This is a genomic window from Pseudomonas sp. K5002, assembly GCF_013386655.1.
Classification (GTDB): domain Bacteria; phylum Pseudomonadota; class Gammaproteobacteria; order Pseudomonadales; family Pseudomonadaceae; genus Aquipseudomonas.
Genome location: NZ_JACARK010000215.1, coordinates 1 through 3,080, shown reverse-complemented (window position 1 = coordinate 3,080; position 3,080 = coordinate 1). Strand labels below are relative to the sequence as shown.

Genomic DNA, 3,080 nt, shown 5'->3' with positions numbered 1-3,080 from the left:
CGGCGTGCTGGGCGATGTGGTAGACGGTGGCGGTCATCTCGTTGATCGCCGTGGCGGCCTGGTCGGTTTCGCTTTGCTGGCCGAGCATGCCGTGCTGCACCTCGTTCATGCTGCTGGCCAGGCGTGCGGCGCCGTCGTCCAGTTGCCTGGCGGTGCGCGCAACCGTGTTGACCACCCGTTGATAACCCGCCTGCATCGCGTTGAAGGCGCTGGCCATCTGCCCGACTTCATCCTTGCAGGCCAGGGGGACGCGGGCCGAGAGGTCGCCGGTTTTCTCGACGTGCAGCATCACGTCTTTCAAGGTGTTGAGCTGGCTGAGGAGAAAGCGGATCAGCAGCTGTGAGGCGCCGAGCATGGCCAGCATCAGAATCATCACCGCTACGGCGTAGTTGGCGAAGCGTTCTTCGAACACTTGGCTCAAGCTGGGCCCGTAGGCCAGCACGGCGACCTGTTGACCGTCGGCACGGCTGATTACTTCGGCGCCCATCAGCGGGTTTTCGCCGAACAGTGGCATGTGATTGAAATCCACCCAGCCACTGGCGTTGGCCAGGGCTGACAGATCTTCGTCGCCCAGTTGTGGGACTTTGCCCCTGGCAAACGTCAGCCAGTGCTCGCCCTTGGGCAGTGGCTGGCCGGCGGGCCAGGCACCGAGCAAGCGCCCCTGGGCTTGCGCCGACGCTTGCGCGGCCTGGCTGCGGGCCTGTTGTTCGAGCTGCACGGCGTACAACACCAGCAGCAGGGTAGTGATGAAGGCGACCGCGTTCACGGCCCAGAATTTGTACTTCAGCGAGATGTTGCTAAGCCAGGCACCCATGGAAGGTTTTCTCTGATAGCGGAAACAGCATTGGCAAGGTGCCATTATTGTGCCGCTATCGGGATGCCGGGTTTTGATATGGGTCAATGCGCCGCGTCAATCCGGCACAGGCAATCCAAAAAAGGCGCGGGCACAGGCGGTGCTGTGTTGCGCCAGGTCTTCCGCGGTTTCTTCGCGGTGCAACGCGACCTCCCGCAGGACTTCCGGCAAATAGGCGGGTTCGTTGCGACCGTTTTTCGGCTTGGGCCGCAGGGTGCGAGGCAGCAGGTAGGGCGCGTCGCTTTCCAGCATCAGGCGGCCCCGGGGGATTTCCCTGACCAGCGGATGCAGGTGCGTCCCACGGCGCTCGTCACAGATCCAGCCGGTGATACCGATATGCAGGTCCAGGTCGAGGTAGCTGAACAGCGCCCGCTGCTCGCCGGTGAAGCAGTGCACCACGGCGGCCGACAGGTGATCGCGGTAGTCCCGCAGGATTTCCAGCAGGCGCTGGTTGGCGTCACGTTCGTGGAGGAATACCGGGAGCTTCAACTCCACGGCCAGGGCCAGGTGTTCTTCGAGGACTTTTTCCTGCTGGGGGCGCGGTGAGAAATCCCGGTTGAAATCCAGCCCGCATTCACCCACCGCACGCACGCGACTTTCCTTGAGCAGGCCGCGCAGGCGCCTGGCGCTTTCGGCGTTCCAGTCACTGGCAGAGTGGGGGTGAATGCCGGCGGTGGCGAACAGGCGTTGGCCACTTTCGTCCAGTTGCTGGCACAGCTCCAGGGCCTGTTCGCTGCCATCGACACTGGTACCGGTGAGCACCAATTGGCTCACCCCGGCGGCGTAGGCACGGTCGAGAACGGCCTGGTGCTTTTCGTCGAAACTTGGGTTGGTCAGGTTGACGCCGATATCAATGAGTTGCATGGTGCTACCTCCGCCTGCGGTCGGAAAGCATATCAGAGCTGTAGATTTATAAGAAAAGCCAAGAACTACAACGAGTTAAAGCTGTCTTTGAAAGTCGCAAGTAACACCGTGTTTGGTTTGTCGCCATCTGCCGTGCCACCCTTGCGCCCAAAGCCTGCGCTCATGGCGCTCTGTTTCTGTCCCCCAACGCCTCGTTTTTCGCGAAGCAATGGGCAGTATTCTTTCTTCCGGAGAGCGGATGATCCGACCCTCGGCGTTGCTTGTGTTGTGCCTGACGTTACTGCTGCCCATGGCGGCGGTTGCGCGTCTGGACGGGCCGCTGGAAGTGACCCGGCCCGGCAAGGTCCGCGACCTTGCGGAAATCCGCAGCAGCCGCACCTTGCGGGTATTGGTCAACCAGAGCCGCAACAGTTCCGGCGAAGTCCAGGGCCAGGCCATCGGTGTTGAATACCATCGCCTGCGCGCTTTCGAGCAATACCTCAACGGTCACGCCCGTGACGGCGAGGAAATCAACCTCAAGATTATTCCCAAGGCCAAGGATCAGCTGATTGGCGCATTGGCCCGTGGCGAGGGCGACCTGGTGGCACCCGGCGAATTGCTGGATGTGAAGGCCGCCCACAAGATTGCCACCAGCGACCCGATCGCCAGCGACGTGCCGTTATGGCTGGTGGGGCTGAAGGGCGAGCGGCGGTTTACCCGGCTGGAGCAACTGTCCGGGCGCACGCTGGCCTTGACCACGGGCAGTGCCGCGTCGGACGCGATCAGCCAGGTCAACCAGAAGCTGGCGCTGCACAAATTGCCGCCGGTGAAGGTGGAATGGGTGGATCCGAGCCTCGCGGTAGAGGACGTGCTGGAGATGGTACAGGCCGGGATTTTCCACCTGACCATTGTCGAGCGGCCGATTGCCGAACGCTGGGCGAAGATCCTGCCCAAGCTGCGTTTCGACCGGCAAGTGACCATCAGCGAGCCGGGCGAAGAGTATTGGTTTGTGCGCCAGGATGCCTCGATGCTGCGGGCCAGTATTGATCGCTTCCTCAAGACCTACCGCACGCCGTCCGATCAGGATGTGGCGTTCCAGCGCATCTACCGCCGCCTCTACCAGGTACGTTATCCACTGGCTCGCGTCGACCGCCAGCGCCTGGAAAAACTGCGCCCGGTGCTGCAAAAGCATGCCCGCGAGCAGGGCATGGACTGGCTGAACCTGGCCGCGCTGGCGTTCAAGGAGTCTGCCCTGGACCCTGGCGCTCGCAGCAGCGGCGGCCCCACCGGGCTGATGCAGATCACGCCATCGGCGGCGCAGCGGGTCGGGGTGAACAACATCGAAAGCCTGGACAACAATGTGCAGGCGGGCGCGCGGTACCTG

3 protein-coding genes are annotated in these 3,080 nt (G+C 62.7%); 1 reads left to right on the top strand and 2 read right to left on the bottom strand.

Annotated features, from left to right (window positions below; genetic code table 11):
* The coding region (locus HX846_RS11900; protein ID WP_178965431.1) for a methyl-accepting chemotaxis protein at window positions 1–814 on the bottom strand (814 nt) is incomplete at its 3' end.
* A gap of 96 nt (window positions 815–910) precedes the next feature.
* On the bottom strand, window positions 911–1,717 hold the full coding sequence (locus HX846_RS11895) for a TatD family hydrolase (protein WP_102368436.1): 807 nt from the start codon (window positions 1,715–1,717) through the stop codon (window positions 911–913).
* Between the two features lie 238 nt (window positions 1,718–1,955).
* Here HX846_RS11895 and HX846_RS11890 point away from each other — a divergent pair.
* The coding region (locus HX846_RS11890) for a transglycosylase SLT domain-containing protein (protein WP_178965430.1) at window positions 1,956–3,080 on the top strand (1,125 nt) is incomplete at its 3' end.

What these genes read in the sequence shown, in the direction of transcription:
- HX846_RS11895 (WP_102368436.1), bottom strand. Translation starts at nt 1,717, where the DNA reads ATGCAACTCATTGATATCGGCGTCAACCTGACCAACCCAAGTTTCGAC.